Annotated in this window: 26 protein-coding genes; 9 read left to right on the top strand and 17 right to left on the bottom strand. The window is 45.3% G+C overall.

The window, feature by feature from the left end; translation table 11 throughout:
- The first annotated feature begins 11 nt into the window (after nt 1-11).
- Nucleotides 12-107: a YjcZ family sporulation protein gene (locus LQ226_RS21080; RefSeq protein WP_370635469.1), complete on the top strand. Its 96-nt coding sequence runs from the start codon at nt 12-14 to the stop codon at nt 105-107.
- 103 nt (nt 108-210) lie between these two features.
- On the opposite strand, the gene LQ226_RS00310 is transcribed toward LQ226_RS21080, so the two are convergent.
- Together LQ226_RS00310 and LQ226_RS00305 are read right to left on the bottom strand one after the other, a co-directional pair.
- Entirely contained in the window at nt 211-681 is a 471-nt protein-coding gene (locus LQ226_RS00310) for a MarR family winged helix-turn-helix transcriptional regulator (RefSeq protein ID WP_231415728.1), read from the bottom strand.
- Between the two features lie 2 nt (nt 682-683).
- Complete coding sequence (locus LQ226_RS00305; protein ID WP_231415727.1) at nt 684-1,493, bottom strand: N-acyl homoserine lactonase family protein; 810 nt, start codon at nt 1,491-1,493, stop codon at nt 684-686.
- Nucleotides 1,494-1,634: 141 nt separating this feature from the next.
- Here LQ226_RS00305 and LQ226_RS00300 point away from each other — a divergent pair, with 141 nt between their 5' ends.
- Nucleotides 1,635-2,267, top strand: coding sequence for a 2OG-Fe(II) oxygenase (locus LQ226_RS00300; RefSeq protein WP_231415726.1), 633 nt, complete (start codon nt 1,635-1,637; stop codon nt 2,265-2,267).
- 126 nt (nt 2,268-2,393) lie between these two features.
- Here LQ226_RS00300 and LQ226_RS00295 read toward each other — a convergent pair whose 3' ends face one another.
- From LQ226_RS00295 to LQ226_RS00280, 4 genes are all read right to left on the bottom strand, one after another.
- Complete coding sequence (locus LQ226_RS00295) at nt 2,394-2,702, bottom strand: putative quinol monooxygenase (RefSeq protein WP_231415725.1); 309 nt, start codon at nt 2,700-2,702, stop codon at nt 2,394-2,396.
- Between the two features lie 171 nt (nt 2,703-2,873).
- Nucleotides 2,874-3,407 carry a GNAT family N-acetyltransferase gene (locus LQ226_RS00290; protein ID WP_231415724.1) on the bottom strand — a complete coding sequence of 178 codons (534 nt, stop codon included), beginning with the start codon at nt 3,405-3,407 and terminating at the stop codon, nt 2,874-2,876.
- A gap of 466 nt (nt 3,408-3,873) precedes the next feature.
- Nucleotides 3,874-4,257, bottom strand: coding sequence for a VOC family protein (locus LQ226_RS00285; RefSeq protein ID WP_231415723.1), 384 nt, complete (start codon nt 4,255-4,257; stop codon nt 3,874-3,876).
- 206 nt (nt 4,258-4,463) lie between these two features.
- Nucleotides 4,464-4,853: a VOC family protein gene (locus LQ226_RS00280; protein ID WP_231415722.1), complete on the bottom strand. Its 390-nt coding sequence runs from the start codon at nt 4,851-4,853 to the stop codon at nt 4,464-4,466.
- A 244-nt stretch (nt 4,854-5,097) separates the two neighbouring features.
- Between LQ226_RS00280 and LQ226_RS00275 the strand changes: the two genes are divergently transcribed.
- Entirely contained in the window at nt 5,098-5,256 is a 159-nt protein-coding gene (locus tag LQ226_RS00275; RefSeq protein WP_231415721.1) for a hypothetical protein, read from the top strand.
- A 115-nt stretch (nt 5,257-5,371) separates the two neighbouring features.
- On the opposite strand, the gene murB is transcribed toward LQ226_RS00275, so the two are convergent.
- Nucleotides 5,372-6,283, bottom strand: coding sequence for a UDP-N-acetylmuramate dehydrogenase (murB, locus tag LQ226_RS00270; RefSeq protein WP_231415720.1), 912 nt, complete (start codon nt 6,281-6,283; stop codon nt 5,372-5,374).
- 653 nt (nt 6,284-6,936) lie between these two features.
- Between murB and LQ226_RS00265 the strand changes: the two genes are divergently transcribed.
- Nucleotides 6,937-7,455, top strand: coding sequence for a hypothetical protein (locus tag LQ226_RS00265; RefSeq protein WP_231415719.1), 519 nt, complete (start codon nt 6,937-6,939; stop codon nt 7,453-7,455).
- 110 nt (nt 7,456-7,565) lie between these two features.
- Nucleotides 7,566-7,958 carry a hypothetical protein gene (locus tag LQ226_RS00260; protein WP_231415718.1) on the top strand — a complete coding sequence of 131 codons (393 nt, stop codon included), beginning with the start codon at nt 7,566-7,568 and terminating at the stop codon, nt 7,956-7,958.
- 216 nt (nt 7,959-8,174) lie between these two features.
- Here the strand turns inward: LQ226_RS00260 and LQ226_RS00255 are convergent, their stop codons facing one another.
- The 10 genes from LQ226_RS00255 to hpaI all read right to left on the bottom strand — a co-directional run bounded on the left by LQ226_RS00255 (nt 8,175) and on the right by hpaI (nt 21,219).
- Nucleotides 8,175-9,851 carry an acyl-CoA dehydrogenase family protein gene (locus LQ226_RS00255; protein WP_231415717.1) on the bottom strand — a complete coding sequence of 559 codons (1,677 nt, stop codon included), beginning with the start codon at nt 9,849-9,851 and terminating at the stop codon, nt 8,175-8,177.
- Between the two features lie 2 nt (nt 9,852-9,853).
- Nucleotides 9,854-11,371: a class I adenylate-forming enzyme family protein gene (locus tag LQ226_RS00250; RefSeq protein ID WP_231415716.1), complete on the bottom strand. Its 1,518-nt coding sequence runs from the start codon at nt 11,369-11,371 to the stop codon at nt 9,854-9,856.
- A gap of 14 nt (nt 11,372-11,385) precedes the next feature.
- On the bottom strand, nt 11,386-11,757 hold the full coding sequence (locus LQ226_RS00245) for a MerR family transcriptional regulator (protein WP_231415715.1): 372 nt from the start codon (nt 11,755-11,757) through the stop codon (nt 11,386-11,388).
- A 185-nt stretch (nt 11,758-11,942) separates the two neighbouring features.
- A complete protein-coding gene (locus LQ226_RS00240; RefSeq protein WP_231415714.1) occupies nt 11,943-13,535 on the bottom strand; it encodes a lamin tail domain-containing protein in 1,593 nt (530 codons plus the stop codon).
- A 486-nt stretch (nt 13,536-14,021) separates the two neighbouring features.
- Complete coding sequence (locus LQ226_RS00235) at nt 14,022-14,483, bottom strand: flavin reductase family protein (RefSeq protein WP_231415713.1); 462 nt, start codon at nt 14,481-14,483, stop codon at nt 14,022-14,024.
- A gap of 10 nt (nt 14,484-14,493) precedes the next feature.
- Nucleotides 14,494-15,933: an aldehyde dehydrogenase family protein gene (locus tag LQ226_RS00230; protein WP_231417534.1), complete on the bottom strand. Its 1,440-nt coding sequence runs from the start codon at nt 15,931-15,933 to the stop codon at nt 14,494-14,496.
- A gap of 309 nt (nt 15,934-16,242) precedes the next feature.
- Nucleotides 16,243-17,223 carry a 3,4-dihydroxyphenylacetate 2,3-dioxygenase gene (gene hpaD, locus LQ226_RS00225; protein ID WP_231415712.1) on the bottom strand — a complete coding sequence of 327 codons (981 nt, stop codon included), beginning with the start codon at nt 17,221-17,223 and terminating at the stop codon, nt 16,243-16,245.
- A gap of 12 nt (nt 17,224-17,235) precedes the next feature.
- Nucleotides 17,236-18,711, bottom strand: coding sequence for a 4-hydroxyphenylacetate 3-monooxygenase, oxygenase component (gene hpaB, locus LQ226_RS00220; protein WP_231415711.1), 1,476 nt, complete (start codon nt 18,709-18,711; stop codon nt 17,236-17,238).
- 12 nt (nt 18,712-18,723) lie between these two features.
- The gene (hpaE, locus tag LQ226_RS00215) at nt 18,724-20,217 is read right to left on the bottom strand and encodes a 5-carboxymethyl-2-hydroxymuconate semialdehyde dehydrogenase (RefSeq protein WP_231417533.1); all 1,494 of its coding nucleotides are present in this window, start codon (nt 20,215-20,217) and stop codon (nt 18,724-18,726) included.
- A 78-nt stretch (nt 20,218-20,295) separates the two neighbouring features.
- Nucleotides 20,296-21,219 (bottom strand): 2,4-dihydroxyhept-2-ene-1,7-dioic acid aldolase, encoded by a 924-nt coding sequence (gene hpaI / locus LQ226_RS00210; RefSeq protein WP_231415710.1) that lies wholly within the window; start codon nt 21,217-21,219, stop codon nt 20,296-20,298.
- 147 nt (nt 21,220-21,366) lie between these two features.
- Between hpaI and LQ226_RS00205 the strand changes: the two genes are divergently transcribed.
- From LQ226_RS00205 to LQ226_RS00190, 4 genes are all read left to right on the top strand, one after another.
- Entirely contained in the window at nt 21,367-22,263 is an 897-nt protein-coding gene (locus LQ226_RS00205; protein ID WP_231415709.1) for a LysR family transcriptional regulator, read from the top strand.
- 75 nt (nt 22,264-22,338) lie between these two features.
- On the top strand, nt 22,339-23,115 hold the full coding sequence (locus tag LQ226_RS00200; RefSeq protein ID WP_231415708.1) for a fumarylacetoacetate hydrolase family protein: 777 nt from the start codon (nt 22,339-22,341) through the stop codon (nt 23,113-23,115).
- A complete protein-coding gene (locus tag LQ226_RS00195; protein WP_231415707.1) occupies nt 23,112-23,870 on the top strand; it encodes a fumarylacetoacetate hydrolase family protein in 759 nt (252 codons plus the stop codon). The genes LQ226_RS00200 and LQ226_RS00195 overlap by 4 nt, the downstream gene beginning before the upstream one ends.
- Nucleotides 23,871-23,885: 15 nt before the next feature.
- Complete coding sequence (locus LQ226_RS00190; protein ID WP_231415706.1) at nt 23,886-24,263, top strand: 5-carboxymethyl-2-hydroxymuconate Delta-isomerase; 378 nt, start codon at nt 23,886-23,888, stop codon at nt 24,261-24,263.
- Nucleotides 24,264-24,871 lie beyond the last annotated feature (608 nt).

Genomic DNA, 24,871 nt, shown 5'->3' with positions numbered 1-24,871 from the left:
CTGCTTACGGGATGATGCCTTGCCGCAATGACAACACGTTTGTCCTAATTGTGGTTCTGTTCATCCTCTTGATCATCGTTGGGGCTTGCTGCTATTACAACTGCTAGTCTATAAAGCCATCTGTTAGAAAAAAACAGACATGAGGAGTCTTTTCCTTGTGTCTGTTTTTGTGTGGCTTCACGCCTTCTGTGGTTCTGTTTCTCCATTCCTTTACTCTTCGTCTAAGAATCCCCGTTTCTCTATCGCTCCCGTATTGCCTAAACCTTTTAGAAGCTTCCCCATCAACGCGTTAGCTTCTTGAAGTTCCTTCTCATTAAGCTGATCGCTAACCTTTTCGTGGATTTGATCTTCAACGAGAGTGACGCGTTCTGATTTCTCACGGCCTATCTCTGTTAATTGCAGAATCGTCGACCGGCTATCATTTGGATTAGGCGTTCGTTCGATCAAATCTTCTTCCACCAAACGCTGAATTAACCTCGAAGGACTCCCCGTTTCACAGATCAGAAGACTTCCGAGCTGTTTAAGGGATAATGGTCCATTTTGTTGTAATACACTTAGTACCTCCGCTTTTGATGAGGTTAAGCCTAATTCGGATAAGGATTCATTGTAGATTCGATTCCCCTGCCTCTGGGCAGCAAGAATGAAATAGCGTAAACGCTCCGCTTCCTTTTTCCCGGTCATTCTTACACCAACCTCCCTTCTCGTACATCTGCATCATGGTTCGCGAGCACTGCATAACAATCCTCTCGTTTAGAGAATGTTTTCACCCAGTCCAGTGAAGCAACAGCTGCTTCGTGATCGACCATCAAACCAGGTAAGTGACCTTCCTCCCATGATTTCACCGCATATCCAACATCACTTGCTAGTAACACCCATCCTTTTACCGTCTGCACCAACACAGACCACTGCCCCCGGCTATGTCCTGGTGTGTGCACAAGATAGACGGTTCCATCATTAAATAAATCAATACCCTTGCAAAATGGACCGTATGGAATCACTTCAAGTGGCAAGGGGTCTACAGCTACTCCCTCCCACATGGACTTTCGGTAGCCGATTTCTTTATGCGCTGCCTTCCATTCTTCTTCTGAAACGATAATTCTCCTGGCTTTTTCTACATGCTTCAGCCCACTTACATGGTCTGCATGCATATGGGTCAGAACAACCGTATGTAACGAGTTCAGGTCCTTCCCTTGCTCTCGTAACCGTTCACCCACCGACTGTCCAAGAGGCAGATCTCCTTGAAACATCGAATGAGAGAGCAACCCTAAATGGCGTCTTTGATGAGTTCTGATATCTTCATGCCACCCTGTATCCACTAACACATCCCCTTTTGGATGTTCGATTAAATAAACAGACACGGGCACCCACCGCTTCTTTTTCCTTCCCCTTAACCACCCTGAATATGGCATCGGGTGAAGCGTCTTCTCTTGAAAAGCTAGTGATTGATCAATTCGAACAGAACCCGTATGCCAAACATGAACTTTCGTCTCCAAATCATTCTCCCCCTAAATACATGGCGTGTCATCTATTTTTCAGTATGAATGACATGTCATGTATTTACAAGAATTTACTTCCCCTTTCATATTTCCATAGATTCGCCCATATAATCTATCAAACAGAAAGGGGAGTCTATCATGACCGCTCAAGTTGAACGTGAAGCAACCATCTTTTCACATAAAGGAAACCGCATCATTACGGAGGACCGCACGATCTCTGTTATCTCAAAAGTAGAAGAGCCTCTTATTGTAGTGCTAGATAACGTGGCAAGTGAGAAGGAATGCGATCGCATCATTACTACAAGCCAGGACCGGTTAGAGCGCTCTAGGATCGGACAAGCAAGGGAAACAAATGAAATGAGAACAAGCAGCGGGATGTTTTTTGAAGAAAATGAGAACACACTGATCCACCGCATGGAACGACGCCTCTCCGCAATTATGAATGTTCCCATTGAGCACGCCGAGGGACTGCAGGTCTTGCGGTATCAGCCTGGCCAAGAGTATAAGCCTCATCATGATTACTTTAAGCAGTCAGATAACAACCGGATCTCGACGATTGTGTTATATCTAAACGACGTCGAAGAAGGTGGCGAAACGCTTTTCCCACACCTCGGACTATCTGTAACGCCTAAAAAAGGGATGGCCGTGTATTTTGAGTACTTTTATCAGGACGCGTTGCTTAATGAAAAGACACTCCATAGCGGCAATCCTGTGGTTCAAGGAGAGAAATGGGTCGCAACCCAGTGGATGAGACGGAAGCCTGTGCGATAGAAAAGACTCGGTAAGGATGAACCTCCCCTCATGAGTAGTTCGGTTGTGGAACAAGACACACGAAAGCACATAGAAAAACGCAGTGGTCCAACCCCTGCGTTTTTCTATGCTTTATTGACTTCTTACTTATGAAAGACCTTTCCCACCTTTTGTTTTTAAGGTGCTGATTCTTTCCATTCCAGTAATAATGGGTTTTGCACGTTCTATTAGTGTTTTTGTAGCTTCAAGAGTTAGAGACGCTTGATGAGCATTTTCGTCACTCCAAACTTCATACACATAAACAGAATTTGGTTCACTTTCTGAAATATTTACAAGGTAGATCTCACAATCCTCAAGATGTTTCATTGATTCTGCTGCTTCTAGCAATAGATCTACCATTGTGTCACGTTTGCCTTCTTGTACCATGAATTTTCCAAACAAACTGAATTTGTTCATTAGGTGCTTCCTCTCGTATTTATTAACCCGTTAAATGTTTCTACATCCGATCACTATATTATTTCCACGAAAAATAATTGAGCCTACCAAACTAACCTGCTCTGTTAATAAAAGAAGCTTTATTCTGCAATCGCACTATATACTAGAAGCGTTGAAATTAAGAGATCTGGTTTAATTTTCGTTAATTAGACCAAAAACATAATGATCTACATATGTGTCGTACAATAATTCTGATTTTTCTAGACATCCTTCTTTTGTAAAGCCTAATCTGTATGGGATGGCTAAACTTTTTTCATTCCCCGTTGCTACTCGTATTTCTATACGCTTAAGCCCAAGCTCATTAAAGCAATAGTTTATGACTTCTTGACACGACTTTGTCATTAACCCTTTTCCTTGAAAAGAATCCCCAAGCCAATACCCTATGGAAGTAGATTTATTTGACCAATTAATCGTATGTAACCCTACGATCCCTGCTAACTCTCCTTTATACCAGATCCCCGCCTGGAAGCCATCATTGTTACAGAATTGCTTTAATGTCCCCTCAATAAATCCCTTAGAGTTCTCTACTGTCTTTGTATGATCAATCCATGGTAACCATTTGCGGAGATTATTTCTTGAAGCATCAGTGAGTTGAAATAATTCTTCAGCGTGCCGTACTTCTAGTAAACGAAGCTCCGTGTCATCGTTAATTTTATATTTAAACATGTATTATTCCCCTTTCGTTTTTACAGCATAGAGGGAGATTCTCTTCTTGGATAATCGCACTCAGCACTCATTAAAACAATACAAAAGTTACCTATTAATTTTGTTCTTATCAAATTTAATCCAGCCAAAAAATATAATTAAAGTAGTCATAGGAAGAAAAGATGGTATCCAATGCTGTTTTATTGGCAAAAGAATAAATAGCATAGCTGATAGTAAGATTAAAGGAAGCACCCAAATAAAAAACAATCTTACATATTTATTTTTAAAGCTCAGCTCGAATTCCTCCATTATTTCCCCCCCTTACTCTTGAATACGAAGATCCCTAGGTTGCCTATTAATAGACCTTGCTAGTTTCATTTTTTATACCTCTGAACCACAATCCTCCTATTTGTTTCTCATTATGTAGGACGATTAAGACGCGTAACATTATACGAAGGTTTTAGCACTTTTTCTTTCAAATGTCCCTTCAGTCTTTCATGGAGGCACTTGTTTCATTTAGCTCCCCAAGCTCGATCCGGTTCCCATCTGGGTCTGTTAACACGGCAATGGTTCCCCAATCAAAAACCAGTCTCTTGTCTTTAAAGGCAGCCCCTCTCTCCTCTAGCTGTCTCACTTCTTTATCTAAATCCTCTACATCAAAGCGAATAACGGTTGGGTTTTGGTGCCTTGCCTTTTCCTGATCATTTCCAGCGCCACCCTTTTCGACCATTAAATATCCATGTGGAAGATCAAAAGATACAAGGGTAGGTTTTACATTTCTTACAGGTAGGTTTAGCGTATCTCGGTAAAAGGAAACGCAAGACTCGTAGTTTTCCGTGAATAGAATCAGTCCAAATTCTTGAAAATTCATAAGGTTTCTACCTCCTTAATTAAAGCTTAATCCAGAAACGCTTCACTACGCTTCCATCTTCTTCAACGTGATCCGTATCCTGTATGCCTCCGTTAAAAGGTTGGAAGTTCGGAACACCTATTACACAATCTTCATGCTAAGCCATGAAAATACAGATATGTTAATCCATTTCCGATTGGTCCTCTAAAAGGTAAATAGTTGAGAAGTTACTTTCCGAGGATGCTGTGAGCACGTTCTTTCTCTTCACTCTTATCCAAGTACTCAAAAAAACCAAGTTGATTTCCCCATGGATCCGAGAACGTGCCCCATTTCACTGGCACTTCAGACCTTGAGTGAATATCAAAACGATCAATATGTAAATGCTCCACAAGCCGATCTCTTTCAGATTCAATGTCTGTAACCCCTAAGCGCAAAGGTCCATTTCCTTCTGTAAGCGTTCCTTCAGCTACTTGCAACCAGCAACCGGGGATCAGCTCCCACTCTGCAAACCCCTCGTGTGGAATAAAATCTGGCTTCTTATTGAGAAGCGTTTCATACCACTCTTGCCCTTCCTTCATATCAGAAACCCGAAACTGTGTCGTCATTTCTAAAATCATTCCCCATCCCTCCACTGTTTGTTAGTCACTCCATTCATCATACCATAATTTAACAGAAAACTTCATTGAGAAGTATGGGTTAAGCTATGTAAAGACTCTCCTTTTGTTAGAACGTCTTTTGATGAAACAGCCACTTAATGACACACTTTGCTTGTCTTCTCCATGTTCAAACCCATAGCTGTGTATACCTTCTGACGTTTCCACGGATAATAAAAGACGAATTCAACTACAGAGGAGGGGTACGATGAAGCCAAATCAACAACCTAAAAAGAATTCGAACTCTACAATGAACAAAGGCGTAAAAGGGACGGATCCTCAGAAAGTGAAACAGGATATTCAGAAGGATTTAGACGCAGGGATTGGAGATATGACATCTCGCGAGGCTGGGTCGATGAGGGATTAAATTTTAGTGGAGCATAATGTCTTCTATGTATTATAAAAACAGGGATGGTGGTCCATCCTTGCCATGCTATATGGTATGAGTCAAAAAAAGGTAAAGAGCCTAAGCTCTTTACCTTTTAATCTTCCCCTATTATCTTCACTTCTGTTTCGAGGTCTACTCCAAACTTTCCTTTAACGGTTTCTTGAACGTGCTTAATTAAGTTGACGTAGTCTGTGGCCGTTCCGCCGCCAACGTTAACCATAAATCCAGCGTGTTTCTTAGAAACCTGAACGCCACCAATTTGAACACCTTGTAATTCACTATCTTGAATGAGTTTTCCAGCAAAATAGCCCGGTGGTCGTTTAAAGACACTGCCACAAGACGGATACTCAAGAGGCTGCTTCGACTCACGTTTGAACGTTAAATCGTCCATCTTTTCCTTAATCACATCATATTCCCCTGGCTCGAGAGCGAATGTGGCTTCTAAGACAAGAAGGTTCTTCTCTGCGATGTTACTTGTTCTGTAACCTAAATCAAGCTCCTCTGCGCGTACAGCAAGAAGTTCTCCTTTGTCCGTCACGACAACGGCACTTTCAAGTACATCGGATACCTCACCGCCATAGGCGCCTGCATTCATATAAAGGGCTCCACCTACTGTCCCAGGAATGCCACAAGCAAACTCTAACCCAGTCAGTGTTTGGTCTAGCGCATATCTTGAGGTATCAATAATCTTCGCGCCTGCTTGAGCTGTAATCTTGTTGCCTGAATGACTGATGTCATCCATCTTACCTAAGAATAGGGTAACCCCTCTGATTCCGCCATCTTTCACGATCATGTTTGACCCATTTCCAAGAATGGTTACGGGTACTTCATTTTCATAACAGTAGGATAGCACGTCGCCTGCTTCTCTGTTACTTTGAGGAGAAACTAAGACGTCTGCTTCTCCGCCTGTATGTGTGAAGGTATACGTTTTTAACGGTTCATCTTTTTTCACGTTGTCCTTCTTTACTAATGTTGATAGATCGTCGTACCACTTTTGTTTAGTCATGTATATTCAATCCTTTATCACCATAATCTGTTTTATCATATGACCCAGCTTTTTCTTTGGTTCATCGTCAAGCCCAAAGGTCCGTTACGATAAAAAGAGCTTGGGCTGTCTTGCGGACCACTCGCTTTCCTGCGGGAAGCTGGGAAGCCTCCTCGTTCGCTTTCGCTCTCTGTGGGGTCTCCCCTAGGCTTCTTCCCCGCGGGAGTCTCGCAGTCCGCCAGCCAGCCCTGACATTATTGAAATGAACGGACCCTTAAACCCTTTTTTCCGTAACGTCCTGAGGTCATATATTTCGTGTTTCCCTACCTATATACAACTGCTAACAGAAAAATATCAATATAAAACTTTTCGAATTATAACTTTAACCACCTATAAGTATAAACCTCATACCTCTTTTATGGAAACTCCTTCAGAAAAAAGCGTCTTAAGGCTTATTTTTGGTTAGAAGATTCTTTATGTACCGCTGATTTTAAGCCTAATCTAAAGAAAGATATTCATTTTTTGAAAGGAGGATGGGTTTTTTAAAAAAGATCTTTTTTTAGCTTACCATATAATGAGGATTCAAGGGAGGGTGCGGGTGGGGTTGTTTATTTTCAATTCGTAAGGCACGTGGTAATATGTTACATATTGAATACATGGATTAGGAGGAGATTATGTTACATCAATCGTTACGCCTTTTGTTTTTATTCATGTCCGTTACGGTCATTCTCCTTTCCGGTTGTAATGAAACGGAGAAAGAAGTAGTTCATCATTATTATATGCCCCTTGATGGGGAGAGTGAGCACTGGGTGTTAAGTGATTTTGAGGTAGTTATGACGCCGGAGGCTTTGAAGGTTGGGAATGGGAAGTTAATGATGAAACAGGTGGAGGAATATGAATCCAGTTCGATGAGTTTTGATACTCACCTTGTTGTGAATGGTGAGGATTCTATTGTTCATTCGGGTGCTGTTTCTGGTAATGGGATTGATATCGCTGAGGAGTCTACAGGAGCTATTGAAGGTGGGCCTGAGCTTACGGATGAGGGGGACCCGATTCGTCTTAAAGATGTGAGTCGTATTTACATGACGGTAAAGTGGCGCGATACGGATAAGAAGGAAACGATGGAAGAGAGAATTGATTTGTACGATCAGGGTTTGAAAGAAGATAGCTTTTTGGATGAGGAAGGGTACTAATCAATAAGGTCCAGATAATCTTTACATAAGTCATGAATACAGTTGAGTTTCACCTCTGAAATGAATATACTTTTTATAAAAGCTAGTATTCTAAATTTTAGGAGGTTTCTATGGTTGGTCATTTAAGAAGACATATTGGAGGGGCTATTCTTAGTTCGGTCTATTTTATTGGGGTTTATTTCTTTTACGGCATGGCTTTGGATGGAGAGCTAGGGATTGTCTTTTCGATTCCTTTTGCGTTTATAGCCACTTTACCGATCTACTTACTGATTGCGAATCCTCTTACGATGTTGTTTACTTACTTATTGAAAAAAGCCACCACGTACTACCTTCCTTTCCTAACGCTCATCATGACCGTGCTCTCATTTCTATTTCAATACTTCTTCATCGCAGCTCCGGATCGATTTTCAGTCGCGGGTAGCGGGTATGTTTTCATTATCCTATGGTGCTTTCTTACTGCTCTTCCTTCCGTTCTTGGGGTTGAGTTTTCGGATGAGCGATAGCTGAAACTTGCCGTTCTACTGACTACCAAGAGGAGTTACGGATAATTACCAAACACATCCTCATGCGTGTAAAACTCCCCTTTTTTATATTCTTTTCTTTCTTTTCTAATAACAGCAAAAACGGACATGATTCAGCCGTTCCTCATGTCCGTTTTCACCTATTCGTTAGTAAAGGATTGATTCGATTATCTAGGGATCACTCCTATCTCACTGTTTTTATTTTACACCTACCTCCGTCTCTTTCCCTTCCACAATCATCTCAAAATAAGCTAACGACTTCCGCTCTAAATCAAGCTCTCCCTTCTTCCAAGTCTTCTGCAAGAACACTTCAGCAATGGCTTTTTTGCGTGGTCCTCCTTTGACTGCATCTTCAAGGGCCACCACGCTCTCGTAGATCGCGGCCATTTTTTCAGCGAGGTGCTTGGCGTAGAACGTTTGCTCTTCTTCACTGAAAGAGGCGAGTTTTGCAATCTCTTGTTCTAGTTCATCCGTCTTCTCATAAATGAGAGACGACAATGGTTGCAGATCCTCTGGTAACGCATCTAAGGAAGCCTTCATTTCTTCCATGAAAAGGGTGTGAACCTGGAATTTCTTTATCAGCTTCAATACCTCAAGGCCAAGAATATTGGCTGTCCCTTCCCAAACGGTTAGCACTTGTGCGTCTCTTAATAAACGAGGCATAACGAAGTCTTCAATATACCCATTTCCACCGTGCATCTCAATGCTTTCATGACAGAAATGAATAGCTTGTTCGGCCGTTTCTTTTTTCAAAATCGCTATAAGCAGGCGTTGTAAGGCAACATCCCGCTTTGAGGCTGATGCTTGATCATTAGAAATCTTGTCAAAAAGGGAAATGAGCTTGAATACACTGCTCGTTTCGACTTCTTGCTTCGCTTTTAACGAAACAAGGGTATCCTGAACCATCGGGAAATCTTTCAGTGCGCTGCCGAATGTAACCCGGTCGTAGGCGTATTGCTTTGCTTCAAGATAGGCTCGCTGCATGATCCCGATCGATGCCACAGCATTACACACCCTCGATAGATTGAGAGCTTCCATCATGTAGTAGATGCCGCGCTCTGATTCTCCAACGAGATAAGCCTTTGCACCGTCAAACTCCACCTCTGCAGACGGAACTGCCCGGACACCGAGTTTATCTTTTAACCGACGAATGGATATCCCTTCTGCCGTATGGGATCCATCCTTCCAGGGGACAAGGAACAAACTCAATCCCCGGGAACCGCCTCCGGCTCCTTCGATCCTCGCAAGGACCATCGCTACCCCGCACATCCCCGCGTTACTGGCAAAATACTTCTCTCCATAAAGGCGATAGGAATCACCATCCGGAATAGCTTTTGTCTCATTCGCTCCGACATCTGAGCCGCCTTGCCGTTCAGTTAGAAACGTTGCACCTTCATACAACTCTACGTCCCCAGTAGCTAAGACGTGAGGCAAGTACGTTTCTTTTAACGCATCATTGGCGTAATGATCGATTAAGTAGGCGGTCGCCATCGTTAACGTCACCGGGCAGTAGAACCCAGGTTCTGTATGGGAAAGAAGATAGCCTTGGGCATAGGAATAAATATAATCTCCCTTTCGTCCAAGCTCAGGGATCGGCTTATGCACATACCCGACAATTCCTCTATCATACGTTTGCTGAAGGGTCTTTTTATACCCATCATTCACCCACACATAGGAAATGTCGTTGCCCATTTTGTCGTACTTGATTAGCTTCGGCTGCCCTTCCCGGTCGGTGTGAGCAGCGCGCTCATCGATTTCAGACGCACATAACTCTCCGTACTCATCAAGCTCCCGCTTTGCCCATTCTGCAAAATCATCGTCTAGATACTGGTCTAAAATAAAGGACAGATTCGGATCTTCACGAAAATAATTCATTCTTATACCTCCTTCATTTCAGAGTGTCGCAGCTGATGCTTCAACAATTTACCCGTCGCATTTCTTGGGAGTGACCCCAACACTTCATAGACTCTAGGAATTTTATAATCGGCTATTTTCCCTTTCAGGAACGAGGACAGTTCTTCTGATAAAAGCTCTTCAACATTTTGCGGAACGACAAACGCCTTCACCGTCTCTCCCCAGTCGGGATGCGGGATGCCGACGACAGCCACATCAGCAATCGAAGGATGGGACAAGAGCGCTTCTTCAATTTCTTTTGGGAAAATGTTTACGCCTCCTGAAATGATGAGGTCTTTCTTCCGATCGATCACCCAAAAGAAACCATCCTGATCCCGCTTTCCGACATCTCCCGTATACAGCCAGCCATCCTTTAGAACTTCTTGGGTCTTTATAGGGTCTTTGTAGTAGCCCTTCATCACCCCTTCTCCTCTAAGGACAATCTCGCCTATTTGACCAGGTGGAACGGGATCTCCGTTTTCATCGACAATGTCAATTTCACTATTTAAAGCTGGACGTCTGCCAATACTTCCAGCTTTCCCGTCGTGTTCCTCTGGTAAGAGAAGCGTACCGTTTGGACCGGCTTCTGTGAGTCCATACACACACATGAGGCGTTCTGTCTGAAACTGTTCTTTCACAAACTTCACTTCTTCTGTCCCAAGCGGTGCACCGCCGTAGACCCAGTATTGCATGGTGCTTAAGTCATATTCTTTTACACTTTTATGTTTGGCGGTTAACAAATAGGCAACGGGCGCGCCGAAGAAATGCGTGACGTGTTCTTTTGAAACAAGCTCAAGGAGTAGTTCTGGGGTGAAGGTTGGTGCTAGGATATGAGTGCCACCAACGTACGTCGTGGACATCATAAATAAGTGAAGTGGGGCAGAGTGGCTAAGTGGCATCATATGGAGCACGCGGCTTCCGGGCTCCATTTTCATCTCAATCGCCATCATCGTGGCAACGGTTTGAATATTACGGTTCGTAAACAATACCCCTTTAGGCTTTCCTGTGGTGCCTGATGTATAAAGGAGTGCAACCTCGTCATCTTCTGTTGTCGTCGAAGCACGAGGTGTATCAGGAGAGGCTTTGATCAGCGCATCGAGTGAGCGCCATCCGTCATCAGCGCCTCCAGTTTTGACACAAAGCAAGTCCGAATCAGCGAGCGGTGCGACTTGAGGGAATAATAAGTCATGGGTGAAGAACGCCTTCGCATCACTATGCTCGACGATATAAAGAATTTCATCATACACAAGCTTCGCGTTAATGGGAACGATTATGGCATCAAGTCGCTGCGTGGCGAAATACGTATACAGAAATTCTTCAGTGTTCGGCATATGGAGAATAACCTTGTCCCCTTTGCCTACACCCAATGAAGCCAGTCCATTGGCTAATCGGTTCACCGTCTGATCCCATTCCTCGTACGTCACTCGTTTCCCATTTGAGACAATCGCTTCGTGGTGAGGGCTTCTACGTGCTTGCATGGCTAACAGCTGTGATCCATTCATTTCGTATCCTCCTTTTAATTGTGTAACTTCCTACGAAACTGATCCAACATCCCTTCCATTTCACAACGCATGTCCGTTAACTCTTCGATTCGCTCGGTCACCTCCCTGATCTTCTCCTCTCCATATTGAATCGTCCGCTCCAGTTGCCTGGCTCCGGACGGATCCTGATCAAACAGCTGGACCATCTCTCGAATTTCCTCGAGTTTAAATCCAAACTTCTTCCCGCGAAAAATAAGCACAAGACGGGTCTTCTCTTTCTTCCCATAAACCCGCTGACCCGATTCAGTTCTCTCCGGCTCAAGCATCCCAAGCTGTTCATAGTACCTGATGGTTCGCGTACTCACGCCAAATGTGTTCGCTAGCTCAGAAATGGTGTACGTTGTCACAATCTCACCCTCATTTGTCTAAACTTTCTGATTGTTTATAGTTTACCATTTACGTTAACGTCAACTTCAATTCCTTTTTTTGTGGGGAAATATTTTTAATGAAGAGAAATTTCTTATCAAATCGATGTAACTTTCTTTTGCCATATAAAAAAGACCTGAAGCAAATAGGCTTCAGGTCTCGCAATCTATTTTGTATACATTTCAGATGGCAGGATGACAACTTTAGCATTCCCGATCGATACGCGCATGCCTTCTACGCTTTCAAGCTGCCTCATAAGTCCATTCATATCGTCCATAGCTAGTTCTTCTAATTCTTCTTTCCCCATGGTATCTTTCCCAAACTGAAGAGCTTCAGGTAATGGGTTATCTTGAGATACGATTTTCACATCGGAGTTTCCGATTTGGGTCATTGTCTGAGTTCGTTTCATTTGCACTCGTTCCACTTTTGATTCCTGAACAGTGCCATTAACGTACACTTGATCTCCAACGGAGACATTAACGGACGACTCAACATAAAGCCCTTCTGATGTAATTTCGTTCCGGTCCTTCTCCCCCTCCATATAGAAGCCTTTTCCATCGAGGTACGTAACGATTCCACTAATCGCTTCAACTTCCTTACCTTCATACGGAGAAGTCATTTCCTCTCCTTGAACATCGTGAATAAAGAGGTGACGCTCAACATCTTCTGCTTTGTCGATATAAAGGGTTTGGTAGTCACCGTTATTTCTATAAATAGCTGTTACATCCACACGTTCTCCAGCTTCTAGTTCCGGAAGTGCTGAATCCCCGTTAACGGGAATGGTAGAGCCGGATGCATCGTTAAGGATGGTCCGATCATATTCATCTTTTTCACCCACCGTCAGATTATACAAATGAACACGTTCCCCGGCTAATGAGGGAGAGAGTTTATCAAAATTATAAATCGCTGCAGGTTCCGGAAGTGGGTTGTCCTTTGATTCAATGGAAGACGTGTAGTTGTAAATATTCGGATACCCATAACTATCTATTCTTCCTTCTACTCGCACATAATCTCCTACCGACACATCATAACCGCCCAGTTGACCTTCTAGTAAAATACCACCCGTCTTATCTTGAATAAACGTCATCCCATTGGTGGTCGTAATGACTCCTTCAATTGTCACCAGGTTATAATACCCTTCTTCTCTCGCTTGTTCAATCGTATCTTCAGCCGGTGCGTCTTCTGCTATTACGTGATGGCGACCTAGATTATCATAATAGTTGTACCAATAAGGCACCCATTCTGCTGATAGGTCAAATGCATCGGTCGGGTCCGTATCACCTTTTAAAATGGTCCGATCCCGGTAAACGTGTTTCGTATCCCACCCCTGTTCATTTCCGATCTGACCAAAACTATCGACCACTTCATCCCCATGCTTTAACACGAATGTATCATTCCCATCATGAGTTAACACTTCAGAAGTGTAGAGCGCATTACGCGCCACCTCTCCGTCGCTTGGGTTGGCAATCGCTGCTGCTCGTCCATCTTCTAGCGTATCGTCAAGAGGAATCACATCCGTCGCCACTTCGCTGCCATCCTTATAAATCTCAAGGGAATAGTCCCCTAGATCAACATCGCTTCCTGTTCCATTAAATAATTCAATCGCTTTAGCATTCCCATCCCCATTTAAGTATTCCGAGATTAAAAGATCTTCTGTATGTACTTCTTCCGCCGATACGATTTGCTGTGGCACGGATGCAAACACGCTTCCTAATAAAACCGTTGCTGTCATAATTGGAGCAAGCTTTTTACGCTTCATCACCATTTCCTCCCTCTCATCAATTGACTATATATCCAGAATTTTCTTTAATACAACCATTGTAAATAGATTATCTTTCAGATGAATATAGTCCTTTCTAGGGAGGTGGCTTAATGGTAGGGATTGGAAAGGAGAATTAGAGGCTAAAGGCTTAAGTATTGTAGAATTCATCAAAATGATACGGATGTAACGTGCCAAACGATAGGGATGAATCTAGTAAAGTCACTAAGGAGGAGTAAGGATTAATACTTTGGTCGCAGCTATCTCTACTGCCTATATGGTGTTTTTTTAGCCTAGTAGAGCAAGGAGGGGTGGGGAAAATGCGAGACTCCCGCGGAAAAACGGGCTTCCGAGATCCCACAGAGAGCGCAGCGAACGAGGAAGCTCGGGAGTTCGTCCGCAGGAAAGGGAGTTTTTTCCCCACCCCTCCATCCTCTCATCAACAGTAAAAAAACACGCCACGTAACGTGGCGTGTTTCACCGTCTTTATTCACTAATCTTGCAATACTTTCCTTGATAATACCCTAGTGGAACCCCGTCCTTAACACTTAGGTTCTTCACTTCACCGATATAAATCGTGTGGTCACCTGCTTCGTGGCTACCATAAAGGCTACAAGCGATGTTTACGATAGAGTCTTTAATCGCCGGCTGTTCTTCAAAGCGGTCAAACGTAAGCTCCCATTTTTCTTTTACCATGCCAGCGAAGTAGTTCGACATATCTTCTTGTTCATTTGATAAGATATTTACAACAAACTGGCCTGATTCTTTAATATATTCGTGCATTCTAGCTTTCTTCGCGACAGATACAGCGATTAATTTCGGTTCCATGGAAACAGACATAAACGCGTTAGCTGTCATGCCACGCACTTCGTTATCCGTTTCTGTCGTTACAACCGTAACCCCTGTTGCGAATTTACTCATTGCGGTTTTAAACATGCGATCGTCCATATACAACACCTCATTTGTTTTTATTAATAATGATAAGTTTCATCTCTGTCATTTCGTCAATTGAGTAGCGAATTCCTTCCCGTCCGGTACCACTTTCTTTCACTCCGCCATACGGCATATGATCCACCCGGTAAGTTGGAATGTCATTAATCAGGACTCCCCCAACTTGAAGTTGATCTGCTGCCTCAAAGGCGTGGCCGATATTTGGAGTGAATATACCGGCTTGCAGGCCGTAACGAGAATCATTCACTGCTTCAATCCCTTCTTCTATGGATTGAATCCGGTTAATCACAACGACTGGAGCGAACACCTCTTTACATGAAACCTTCATCGTTCGACTGGCATTCGTGATCACCGTTGGACGCATGACATTCCCTTCTATCATACCACCTGTTTCAAGTACCGCTCCACCTTCAATTGCTTCTTCGACCCATGATAAGGCTCGTTCTGTATCTTCTTTCGTGATAAGAGAGGAAACATCCGTCTCTGGATCAAGAGGATCTCCCGTCTTCAACTTCTCTGTTTCTGCAACAAAAGCGCGAAGGAAAGCTTGATAGACGGCATCGTGAACATAAATCCGTTGCAGGGATATACAAACCTGCCCCTGATAAGCAAAAGCTCCTGTAACGGCACGCTTTGCAACTTCTGCAAGATCCACACCTTCGTCTACAATAAGCGCTGCATTTGAACCAAGTTCAAGCGTCACCCGCTTCAGTCCTGCCTGGTTCCGGATCCCTACACCCGTTTCAGCACTTCCCGTAAACGTAATCATCTTCACTCTAGAATCCTTCACAAGACGGTCACCTACAACGCGACCACTACCTGTTACCACATTGCAAGCACCCTTAGGTAGTCCTGCTTCTTCTAAAAGCTCAGCCAAGAAAAACGCAGAAAGAGGAGTACCAGACGCTGGCTTCAGCACAACCGCATTACCAGCAGCAATAGCCGGCCCGATTTTATGAGCTACAAGATTCATAGGAAAATTAAATGGTGTAATCGCCCCAATTACTCCAAGAGGCTCTCTTACCGTATAACCCACCCGATTCTCCCCGCCAGGCGCTGCATCCATAGGAATGGTCTCTCCGTACCGATTGCGCGCTTCCATCGCCGCAAATGTATACGTCTGAACCGTCCGTTTCACTTCAACCCGAGCTGCCTTAATCGGCTTCGCGGCTTCATTCGCAATGATCATAGCCGCTTCCTCTTGGCGTTCCTCTAGTAAACCAGCAAGACGTTCCAAAATCCCCGCTCTCTCATGAGAAGGCAGAGCGCGCATCAACTGAGCCGCAACCTCCGCCGCCCCAATCGCCCGGTCCACATCCTCCTCTGTTCCTTGAGGAATATCGGCAAGTTTTTTGCCGTTATAAGGAGAAAAAAGGGGCGCATAACGCTCCCCTTCCATCCACTCGCCACCTATATACAACTGTTTCTTCTCAACCGTATTCAACATCCCCACATCCCATTCCCCCTTACGTCATTTTCTGTTTCCGTTAACTTTAGCATGAGCGTAAGGTGGGCCGGGAAACGGAAACCTTCAATATATGGTAGATAGTGCCTTTTGATTCTATAGTGGTCCGTTCACTTCCTTTAGGCCAGGGCTGGCTGGGGGACTGCGAGACTCCCGCGGGGTAAGGAGCCTAGGGGAGACCCCGGAGATCGCGTAGCGATTGAGGAGGCTTCCCAGCTCCCCGCAGGAAAGCGAGTTGTCCCCCAGCCAGCCCAAGCACTATTAAGGCAACGGACCCACTCTAGATAAAGCCTAGATTATGAAGGTTGGTTTCTTTTTCTTCAGGGTGGGCTCTTGGAGTGGGAGCGTCTTACCTGTGTAGACGTTCTGCACCAGAGAAGCCTCATTAAACCAACGATCAGGCGCTTCGTGCCCCCAGAACGTCTGCCGCATTGGATCATTAATATCCCAGCGAATTGGCTTAAAGTCCGGGTCACTTGTTAAATAATCTCCATTGTACAACTCAATCCGGTGACCATCAGGATCCCTCAAATATAGGAAGAAAGCATTCGACAATCCGTGTCGTCCAGGTCCTCGTTCGATGCTGTCGACGTATCCCATGGAAGCGAGCACGTCACAGGCATGAATCAGACTTAGCTGATCACTAAGCCAGAACCCGATGTGATGAAGACGTGGGCCGTCGCCGTTCATGAAGGCAACGTCATGCACACTTGGTTTACGGTGCAGCCAAGCGGCCCAGATCGCTTCGTCATCTGAAGAGGTGTACTCCGAGCACTTAAAGCCAAGCTCTTCTGTATAGAAGTCATAGGCTTTTTGTACATCTGACACCATACAGTTAAAGTGATCGATGCGCTGCACACGGGCTCCGCGGTACTGGTCATAGCGCTGGAGCATGCGGTCCACTGTGTCCATTTTAGAGAAGAATTCAACCGGAATCCCGGAAACATCCTGAACACGGAAGGAGCGTCCGATTGCTTTTTGAGCGCCTGCTTCCACCCACTTGACCTTGTAGCCTTTCCTGTCAAACAAGCTTGCCAGCTGGTCGAGGTCAGCTTCTGACATCACTTTGTAGCTGATGACTTCAACAGAGGCTTCGTCGCCTTTTTTCAAAAGCAGGCTGTGGTGATTGTGTTCTTCTAGACCTCTGTAGTAAATGTGCTCGTCATCTGATTCTGTCTCGACAAAACCAAGTGCTTCGTAAAAGGTGCGAGAAGCGTCTAAATCTTTCACATGGAGCACGGCACGGGCTGAACGAATAATATTAAACGTCATCAAGAATCCCTCCTATACACTCGTAACATTCGGCTTTTTCGAACCGCTTTTATTAAGGAAATCCTGTACAAAGTCTTTGTACGGATCTTTGTCGTACTGATCGAAATAGGTCATGCCCATCTTAATCGGATCGCCGAAGAAATAGTACTCATAGTGAGCCTGACGTGATCCGAAGGCACTAAGTGTAGCATCCCAGGCTAAACGGAACAGTTGAACACGCTCATAGCCATCAAGGTTCTTCCCTTGCATCGCACGGTTAATAATCGGTCCGATCTCCTCGTGCTGGAAGTCTGCCTCTGTCGGAATTCCCATCAATCCTGATGCGCCGAGGATTCTTAAAATTTCTGTGATACGAGGGTAAACACGCGGGTACCAGTTGCGGGCTGCATTTAACGCTTCAAAGTCTGGCGTCATCGTCCCCCATTTATCCAGTTTTGCATTGTGTTCTGCTTTATAAAGATGGGACTTCATCGTCTCAAGGGTCAGCATCACTTCTGTCCCCTTGTCCTTCACGTGCTGGAACTGATCAATGCCGATCGCATCCATTACCTGCAGGATAATGCCAAGAAGAAATTCTGTTTTCACAACATTCTTCGAGACAACTTGGTGAGACATATGAACCACGGCGCCTGTCTCAGCGAATGTACGGTTACAGATCGACGAGTTCTCACAAACGAATACGCGCTCCCACGGAACGAAAACGTTTTCAAAAGAAACGATCGCGTCTCCTTCTTCAAAGCGTGAGGATAATGGGTGGTCCCACTCGTTTTTGCCGTAATCAAACGACTCACGGCTAATGAATTTCAAGCCTTCTGTGTTATTAGGAACGGCAAATGCTAAGGAATACGGATCATCGAGCTCGCCAGATTTCTTCACAGTCGACGGGAAGACGAGAATTTCGTCTGTGATGCCGCCTTGAGTCGCGAGTAAGCGAATGCCATCGACAATAATGCCGTCTTCACGCTTCTCGACAAGGTGAAGGGCGTTATTGGCATCCTTCTGCTCGTGCTGGGCTTTCGCACGGTTTACCTGCGGATGAATGAGCGTGTGGGTCAGGCTAATATCATTTTCACGGCAGTACTCGTAATAGTTACGGGCATTCTCCGCAAACATCGGATCCGCTTCAGCGAATAAGTCTGAAGCTGTCCCCATTGCCATCACTTCCGCATTCAAGTAATCTGGTGAGCGTCCCATCATGCCACCTGTCGCTTTGGCCCATTCTGTGATCGCTTCACGGCGTTTAATCAGATCCTCAATCGTTTCAGGACGCATGAACGTCATGCCGACCTTATCTCCTGAGGTTGGAGAGGTGTACAGCATTTTATCTGCTTTTTCGTGCTGAAGGTCGTACAAGCCCGCCATCGATTTGACGACGTTTTTGAAAGAAGGATGGGTCGTTGGATCCTCGACCCGTTCCCCTCCGATATAGATATTGTTCTTCGCTTTTTTAATTCGTTCCATATACTGATCGCCTGTTTTAGCTGGCATCGTATCTCCCCCTTATTTCTTTTTCCCAAACTGCGGAATATGATGGTCTCCAAGTGCTACGTGAATGACTTGTTGCTCTGTATAAAATTCAAACGCATAATAGCCACCTTCACGACCAATTCCACTATGCTTCGAACCGCCAAACGGTGTGCGCAGGTCGCGGACGTTTTGTGAATTCACCCAAAGCATGCCAGCATCGACTGCCTGGGCGACGCGGTGTCCTCGCTTAATGTCTTTTGTCCACACATAACCAGCTAGGCCGTAGCGGATATCGTTGGCTTTTTCAATGACTTCTTCTTCGTCCTTAAACGGAATAACCGTCATGACAGGACCGAATATTTCTTCCTGGGCAATCCTCATTTTATTATCTGCTCCTAATAGGAGCGTTGGTGCTACGTAGTTGCCGCTCTTGTAACTTTCAGGAACGGTTCCGCTGTAGACGTCACAGCCTTCTTCTTTCGCGATATCAAGGTAACTTAAGACCCTGTTGTAGTGCGTCTTATGAGCCAGTGGACCGATCTGGGTTCCCTCATCAAGAGGATCGCCGACGATAATGTTGTCGACTCGTTCTTTCAGAGCTGCGACGAACTTATCATAGATCGCTTCATGGATAAAAAGTCGTGAGTTCGCAGTACAACGCTCTCCATTAAAGGAGAAAATGCCCCACGTACATGCATCTAAGGCTCGGTCAAAATCGGCATCATCAAAAACAATAATTGGCGACTTCCCGCCAAGCTCCATGGAAAAGCGCTTAAGCGTATCGGCGCCGTTTCGCATAATTTCAGATCCTGTCGTCGTTTCCCCTGTAAAAGAAATAAGTTGCACATCCGGGTGAGCGACGAGTGACGCGCCTGCTGTTTCCCCGAATCCGTGCACAACATTGAACACGCCATCTGGCAGTCCAGCCTGGTCAATGATCTCCGCTAATCGGTTTGCCGTAAGCGGTGACCACTCAGCAGGTTTTAAGATGACGGTGTTCCCTGTCGCGAGTGCCGGAGCAATCTTCCACGTTTCAAGCATGAACGGCGCATTCCAGGGCGTAATGAGCCCGGCGACACCGACTGGCTTGTGAATGGTATAGTTCAAGAATTCATCGTCAACGGGATACGCATCTCCCACAAGGCGAGCGGATACCATTTCAGCATAAAACCGGAAGTTCTGAGCAGCACGAGCAACCATCTTCTTCGTCTGGCTGATCGGAAGCCCTGTATCATAAGACTCAAGCGGGGCAATCTCATGAATATGCTCATCAATCAAGTCGGCAATCTTGTAAATGTAGGCCAGACGCTCTTTCACTTTCATCTGACCCCATTCCCCTTTAAACGCCGCCTTCGCAGCTCTTACCGCTTCATCGATATCGGCCGTATCCCCTTCTGCCACCTGGTTGATCGTTTCGTTTGTAAAGGGATTCAAATTCTCAAATGCTTTCCCACTCGTCGCCTCAACGAACGAACCATTGATATATAACTTCACATCCTGAACGTTTTCCAGGATGTCTTTTACCATTTCTGTTTTGTCCTGCAACTGATTACTCAACGTTTAGACCTCCTTTTTGTAAACGCTTTCTTAACCTAGTAAAAATTTTTACTTTAACCCAATTCCATCAGCGATCTCGACATAGTCAGCCAATACGGAACGAATCTCATCCTGAAGGGTTCCTGTTGGCAGGTCCATCGGCAGACGAAGATCAGGATTGATTTTGCCCATCATTCCAAGTGCTGCTTTCAGTGGAGCCGGGTTCGTATCTTTAAAGAGAACATCATTTAACGGCATCAGATCATAGTGAAGATCCTGCGCTCGTTTCACATCCCCTTCTACCCACGCATCATAGATTTCAGCGACTTTATCCGGTACAACATTCGCCGTCGCGCTAATATGGCCAGCTCCCCCTATCGCAAGCATCGGGTAGCAAAGCAGTTCAATACCTGAATACAGAAGGAAATCACGACCGCAGTTCAGTAAAACACGGTTAATATGCTCAAAGTCTTTATTTGATTCTTTCACTCCGATAATGTTCTCACAGTCACGGCTAAGCTTCGCAAGGGTTTCAACATGCAAGTTCGTCGCCGTACGTCCAGGAATGTTGTACACGATAATCGGAATATCCACAGCGTCTGCAACCGTCTTAAAATGTTTATAAAGCGCATGCTGAGAAGGCTTATTGTAATAAGGAACAATAACGAGCGCGGCATCCGCTCCAATCTCTTGAGCTTTCTTCGTCAGATACATCGTCTCCTGGTGATTCGTTGATCCTGTCCCGGGCACAAATGGCACTCGCCCGTTAATGGCTGTATGTGCTTCTTTCATCACATCTACTCGTTCTTCCACCGTCAATGAACTCGGCTCCCCTGTCGTTCCCGTAACCGAAATTCCGTGCGTCCCACTTGCAATATGCCAGTGAATGAGCTTCCTGAATGCTTCAAAATCAATTGAATGATCTTTCTTAAAAGGAGTGACAATCGGCGCGATTGACCCTCTTAGTCGCTGTTTCGCTTCTTGAATATTCATGAAAAAACTCCTCTCTTGCTCCGAAAAAGATTTATATTTTTCTGAAATATTTGTCATTTTAACGATAGCATGTGCTACGATAGATTTAAAATATCTAAAAAGTCTAACTTTCATAGGGAAAAAATATAGCGAATAGGAGTTGGAACGATGGACATTCGTCAGCTGCGCTACTTTTATGTCATCGCCCAGGAACGACAGATTACCCGTGCGGCCAAACGTCTTCATATTGCTCAGCCTCCACTGAGCCAGCAGTTAAAACAATTGGAAGCTGAGCTTGAAGTGAGTCTTGTCGAGCGAAACGGCCGAACCCTTGAACTAACAGAGGCTGGACGCGTGCTGTATCAACGAGCCGAAAAAATTCTCCACGAAATGGACGACCTTGTCACAGAAGTGAAAGAAACCGGTGAAGGCATTCGAGGAACCCTTTCACTCGGATCTGTGAAATCATGTTTCTCCTACCTCCCGCCAAGATTAAAAACCTTCCGTGACGAACACCCCAAGCTCCGTTACAAGCTCCAGGAAGGAGACACATCATTCTTATCTGACAGTTTACGAAACCGGGAAATTGAGCTTGCCATCGTTCGGCTTCCTGTCGATAGTGAGGATTTCTCTATTCTTCACCTGCCTCCTGAACCTTACGTCCTGGTCGTTCCAGAGAGCTGGTCCCACTTTGCACCTGGAGTGGAAAGTGTCTCGATGGGCGCTTTAGAAGAGCTCCCCCTCCTTTTGCTACATAGGTTGAGTGGAATTGGCCAATACGAGATCATATTAGAAGAATGCCGGCACCACGGATTCGAGGCAGACGTAATCTGCGAATGCCCCGATGTCACGATGCTCCTTTCCCTCGTATCTTCAGGGGTTGGAGCAACCATCGTGCCGGAAGCTTCGCTGAAAGATCGATACGATCCCGGCATCCGCGTGATCGGCATTCATGATGCGACCATTCAGGCAGAACCAGCGATTGTATGGATGAAAGATCGGTTCCTATCTGTCGCTGCCAGAAAGTTTATTGAACAATTTGAACCGGTAAAAAATCTTCAGTAGAAAAGATTTGAATTTTTAGAATCTTTATGTTTATGATAGACGTGATTCGAATCTGGTTTAGAGGAGGAAATCCTGATGAAGAAAGCAATGGTTCAGTTAAGCGGTGTTCCGCAGGCTAAAGAAATGATGGTTGACCCTGCAAAAGGAACGCTCTCTGACGGAGAGGAAGCCCTGCGTTTAGACTTCCCTCTATCTGGAAATGTGTACGGGACAGCGATGAACTACAAAGGGAATCTAGATGAGTTTGGCCTATCCCTCCACGAAGATCCATACAAAAAACCACCAGAAGCACCGGTCTTATATATGAAGCCTCGTAATACATTTACAGGCCCAGAAACAAACATCGCCATACCAGATGGTGAAACAGAAGTCGAAATTGGAGCGAGCCTTGCGATTGTGTTCGGCCGTACCACGAGTAAAGTACAAGAGAAAAATGCACTCGATTATGTAAGCGGATACACAATTGTAAACGATATTTCGATTCCACACGAAAGCATTCATCGCCCTGCTATAAAAGAGAAATCAAGAGATGGCTTCTGTGCAGCAGGCCCCTGGATTGTATCGAAAGATGACGTCATAAACCCAGATGACCTCGGCATTCGGATTTATGTAAACGGCGCCCTACGTCAGGAACACTCTACATCTGAATTGGTCCGCCCTGTCGGTAAATTGATTGCGGACGTGTCCTCCTTTATGACTTTCTCTAAAGGGGATGTATTACTAGTCGGCCTTCCACCCGGCGCCCCTCGCGTTCAATCCGGGGATGAGGTGCGCATTCAAATTGATGAGATCGGCGCACTGACGAATCATTTTGTTTCTGAGCATTCGTATGTAAAGGAGGGCAATCGATGAAGAAAGCACGTGTAAGCTATAAAGGAAATGTATGTGAGGCAGTCGTAGAAGGCGATCAACTCGTTTTAGAAACCGGTCAAACAGCACAAGAGTCAGAAGTGGTCTGGCTCCCACCAGTTGATGCCGGAACGATCTTCGCCCTTGGCCTAAATTTCGCCGATCACGCGTCAGAACTCGCTTTTAACGCCCCAGACGAACCACTTGTTTTCTTAAAAGGACCCAATACACTCGTCGGTCACCAAGGGGAAACCCCTCGCCCGACTGACGTGACCCACATGCACTACGAGTGTGAACTGGCTGTCGTCATCGGACGGCAAGGGAAGCATATTACGAAAGAAGAAGCGTACGATTATGTCGCTGGCTATACCATCGCAAACGACTACGCCTTCCGCGATTATTTGGAAAATTACTATCGTCCTAACTTCCGGGTCAAAAACCGGGACAACTGTACGCCAATCGGGCCATGGATCGTCGACCGAGATGATATCGGTGACCCTATGAACCTCGCCCTTCGCACGTATGTGAATGGAGAGCTCGAGCAAGTCGGCAGCACAAAAGATATGATCTTCTCCGTCCCTTATTTAATTGAGTATTTAAGCAGCTTCATGACCTTAAATGAAGGAGACATCATTCTAACAGGCACGCCTAAAGGCCCGACGAAGGTCAATGTTGGCGATAAAGTCGTCACTGAAATTGAAGGCATCGGACGCTTAACCAATACGATTATCGAAGAGCATCCTGCTCCCGTATCCTAAAGGAGGAATGACCCATTGCCTCATATCATAGTGGAATACACCGATAACTTAGCCGATCTAAACTTCCGTTCCTTGCTGAAATCACTAAATCACGTCCTCGTAGAAAGCGACCATTTCCCAACGGGCGGGATCCGCTCAAGAGCTGTGAAGCTAACCGACTATGTGGTCGCCGACGGAACGGAAGATGACGCCTTCGTCCATATTGAGCTAAAAGTAGGCGCCGGACGAAGTGAAGAAGTATTGAAAGCAACGAGCGAGTCCCTATTTGAAGCCGCCAAAACCTTCTTGGACGACTGCTTCAAAGACCGCTACCTCGCTCTTTCCTTAGAAGTGACCGAGTTTCGCTTCCCTACTCAGAAAAAGAACAATATTCATAACCGGTATACAGGCTGAGTGCATCAGCCTGTTTTTTTGTGGGTTTGGAAGTTGGGGTTGTGGGCGGTTTTAGTGTGGTGGAGTGGGTGGGCTTGAGCCAGTTTTCGCTAGCTTGAGCCGCTACCTCGGACTCGAGCCGCTTTTCGCCAGCTTGAGTCGGGTCGTTCGCTTCTCGTGTCGCTTTTCTTGTACTCGAGTCAGTTCGTTCTTTACTTGAGCTTATTTTTTTGATGAGTGAGTCAATTTTCTCTTTTCTTGAGCCAGTTGAGACCTCTCTTGAGTCGATTTTTCTCTACTTGAGCCGCTACCCCGGACTCGAGCCTCTTTTCGCCAGCTTGAGCCGCTACGTCCGCTTCTTGTGTCGCTTTTCTTGTACTCGAGTCAGTTCGTTCTTTTCTTGAGCTTATTTTTTTGATGCTTGAGTCGGTTTTCTCTTTTCTTGAGCCAGTTGAGGCCTCTCTTGAGTCGCTTTTTCTCTACTTGAGCCGCTACCCCGGACTCGAGCCTCTTTTCGAAAGCTTGAGCCGCTACGTCCGCTTCTCGTGTCGCTTTTCTTGTACTCGAGTCAGCTCGCTCTTTTCTTGAGCTTATTTTTTTGATGCTTGAGTCGGTTTTCTCTTTTCTTG

This window comes from Pontibacillus sp. HN14, from assembly GCF_021129245.1.
Taxonomy (GTDB): Bacteria; Bacillota; Bacilli; order Bacillales; family BH030062; genus Pontibacillus.
The sequence above is the reverse complement of the archived record's forward strand: the minus strand, read 5'-3'. Positions and strand labels throughout refer to the sequence as shown.

Bases quoted from the DNA above. Each gene is read 5' to 3' on its own strand.
- LQ226_RS00255 (WP_231415717.1), bottom strand. From the start codon at position 9,851: ATGAATTATTTTCGTGAAGATCCGAATCTGTCCTTTATTTTAGACCAG.
- LQ226_RS00235 (WP_231415713.1), bottom strand. From the start codon at position 14,483: ATGGACGATCGCATGTTTAAAACCGCAATGAGTAAATTCGCAACAGGG.
- LQ226_RS00230 (WP_231417534.1), bottom strand. From the start codon at position 15,933: ATGTTGAATACGGTTGAGAAGAAACAGTTGTATATAGGTGGCGAGTGG.
- hpaE (WP_231417533.1), bottom strand. From the start codon at position 20,217: ATGGTAAAAGACATCCTGGAAAACGTTCAGGATGTGAAGTTATATATC.
- LQ226_RS00260 (WP_231415718.1), top strand. From the start codon at position 7,566: ATGGTTGGTCATTTAAGAAGACATATTGGAGGGGCTATTCTTAGTTCG.
- LQ226_RS00195 (WP_231415707.1), top strand. From the start codon at position 23,112: ATGAAGAAAGCACGTGTAAGCTATAAAGGAAATGTATGTGAGGCAGTC.
- LQ226_RS00200 (WP_231415708.1), top strand. From the start codon at position 22,339: ATGAAGAAAGCAATGGTTCAGTTAAGCGGTGTTCCGCAGGCTAAAGAA.
- LQ226_RS00300 (WP_231415726.1), top strand. From the start codon at position 1,635: ATGACCGCTCAAGTTGAACGTGAAGCAACCATCTTTTCACATAAAGGA.
- LQ226_RS00205 (WP_231415709.1), top strand. From the start codon at position 21,367: ATGGACATTCGTCAGCTGCGCTACTTTTATGTCATCGCCCAGGAACGA.
- LQ226_RS00265 (WP_231415719.1), top strand. From the start codon at position 6,937: ATGTTACATCAATCGTTACGCCTTTTGTTTTTATTCATGTCCGTTACG.
- hpaB (WP_231415711.1), bottom strand. From the start codon at position 18,711: ATGCCAGCTAAAACAGGCGATCAGTATATGGAACGAATTAAAAAAGCG.
- LQ226_RS21080 (WP_370635469.1), top strand. From the start codon at position 12: ATGATGCCTTGCCGCAATGACAACACGTTTGTCCTAATTGTGGTTCTG.
- LQ226_RS00280 (WP_231415722.1), bottom strand. From the start codon at position 4,853: ATGATTTTAGAAATGACGACACAGTTTCGGGTTTCTGATATGAAGGAA.
- murB (WP_231415720.1), bottom strand. From the start codon at position 6,283: ATGACTAAACAAAAGTGGTACGACGATCTATCAACATTAGTAAAGAAG.
- LQ226_RS00250 (WP_231415716.1), bottom strand. From the start codon at position 11,371: ATGAATGGATCACAGCTGTTAGCCATGCAAGCACGTAGAAGCCCTCAC.
- LQ226_RS00295 (WP_231415725.1), bottom strand. From the start codon at position 2,702: ATGAACAAATTCAGTTTGTTTGGAAAATTCATGGTACAAGAAGGCAAA.
- LQ226_RS00310 (WP_231415728.1), bottom strand. From the start codon at position 681: ATGACCGGGAAAAAGGAAGCGGAGCGTTTACGCTATTTCATTCTTGCT.
- LQ226_RS00240 (WP_231415714.1), bottom strand. From the start codon at position 13,535: ATGAAGCGTAAAAAGCTTGCTCCAATTATGACAGCAACGGTTTTATTA.
- hpaI (WP_231415710.1), bottom strand. From the start codon at position 21,219: ATGAATATTCAAGAAGCGAAACAGCGACTAAGAGGGTCAATCGCGCCG.
- LQ226_RS00275 (WP_231415721.1), top strand. From the start codon at position 5,098: ATGAAGCCAAATCAACAACCTAAAAAGAATTCGAACTCTACAATGAAC.
- LQ226_RS00290 (WP_231415724.1), bottom strand. From the start codon at position 3,407: ATGTTTAAATATAAAATTAACGATGACACGGAGCTTCGTTTACTAGAA.
- LQ226_RS00285 (WP_231415723.1), bottom strand. From the start codon at position 4,257: ATGAATTTTCAAGAATTTGGACTGATTCTATTCACGGAAAACTACGAG.
- hpaD (WP_231415712.1), bottom strand. From the start codon at position 17,223: ATGACGTTTAATATTATTCGTTCAGCCCGTGCCGTGCTCCATGTGAAA.